2 pseudogenes are annotated in these 1,503 nt (G+C 39.3%); one reads left to right on the top strand and one right to left on the bottom strand.

Annotated features, from left to right (window positions below):
• Positions 1-373: 373 nt before the first annotated feature.
• Positions 374-950 (bottom strand): annotated as a pseudogene (locus H6F92_RS00085) (transposase); the annotation flags it as partial.
• Between the two features lie 101 nt (positions 951-1,051).
• On the opposite strand from H6F92_RS00085, the pseudogene H6F92_RS00080 reads away from it, so the two are divergent.
• Positions 1,052-1,360, top strand: a pseudogene (locus tag H6F92_RS00080) (transposase family protein); the annotation flags it as partial.
• Positions 1,361-1,503: the final 143 nt, after the last annotated feature.

Below are 1,503 nucleotides of genomic sequence, written 5' to 3'. Positions count from 1 at the left end.
AATTCCGGCTACTAATCCCAGATGGTCTAGATTTTTGACTTCAATTTCTGTTGATTGATTCATGGTCGAACAGTCCACTCGCCTCAGTTTTCCAACAATTCCTATTTTTTCATAATTAGGGGTCTCAAGACCGCCCTAGCTGGTGCCGAGAAAACCTTCACCAGCTAAGTATTTTTACTCAAGTTTCTGGAGGGGGACAGCTTATGTGACAGTTGAGGGTGCGGAATGTGGGAGATAAGGTAACTGGATGAACAGGGAATCCCTCGCTTGAGTGCGATGGGAGCGTCAATATTTCCCAGCCGCTTTCATCGGCTGCCTGACCAATTGGAATTGGCATTATAATTAGGGCTTGCTGAAAAAGTCGCTCAAAGAATTATGCTATTGAGTGCCAATAATTTGTCGCCCAAGTGATAAGTTTTACTTGAGTAAAATCACTTTTAACATAATTTTTATTAAAGCGTTGCCGACATCTTAGTTCTTTTGTTCGCCCCAAAATCAAGAAAGACAAAAAAAGCCCAAAAAACTGCCGAAGCAGTCGGGAAAGATTGACAACCAAAAAGGTAAGAGCAATGGACGTTTCTGAAGTTTCAGGTAGTTTTGTCATGCACAGATTTAAACCAAATCTTCTCTTAGCTTGTCCGAATTTCCCTTCTATTGCATTGCGAAAACTCTCGTCCTCTTGAGCTTGTTTTTTTATTTCAGCGCTTCGATTCTTCGGTGGTCTTCCCAAGGGTAATCCACTTAATCTTATCCCTCTTTCCTTGCACCATGCCAAGTTTTCTCTGGTTCGATAAATTTTATCGACATGAACGGATTGCTGGCTAACAACCATAAGTCTCTTTAAAGTTTTCTACTTGCGCTTTCAAATCTTGAGATTCATTAAAGTTTTCCCAAGACAACCGGTGTAAAAATACATAATTATCTACACAAGACACCGAGAGCAAAGCCCCCCCCCTTGCCCTAGGGCTGTTTCATTCTCCCATCAGAATATCAAAAGTAAAAGCGATCACTGTCAGGTAAAATGAGGAGTGACCGGCAACTTTTCAAATATATGTTGAGCTTAATAGAAAAACTAAAACAAGTCAAGGACTTTCGGAAAGATCAAGGAAAAAGACACCCTTTATGGATAGTATTAGTAGTAATAATACTGGGAACAATGCTAGGATACTCAGGTTATAGAGAGCTAGGAGAGTTTGCTAAAAATAATCGGCACAGGCTGAGTAAAGAATTTAACATAATTCCAGAAAGAGTCCCATCCTCTTCAACAATTAGAAGGGTAATGATGGGAGTTGAATGGCAGAGTTTGTTAAAAATGTTTAATGAATGGGCATTACAAGAATATGGACAAAGAGATGATATATAGCAATTCTTGGAGCTATGAGGTACAATAGAAAGCAAATAGACAAATAATAGAACTTACCAGCTTCCTATGAGACCCTATTCCGTAGATTTTCGCCAAAAAATTATCGATGTCTGGAAGAAAGAAAAAATTTCCATTCGAGG

The organism is Microcystis wesenbergii FACHB-1317 (assembly GCF_014696875.1).
GTDB classification, from domain to species: domain Bacteria; phylum Cyanobacteriota; class Cyanobacteriia; order Cyanobacteriales; family Microcystaceae; genus Microcystis; species Microcystis wesenbergii_A.
This window is presented reverse-complemented; position numbering and strand designations above follow the sequence as displayed.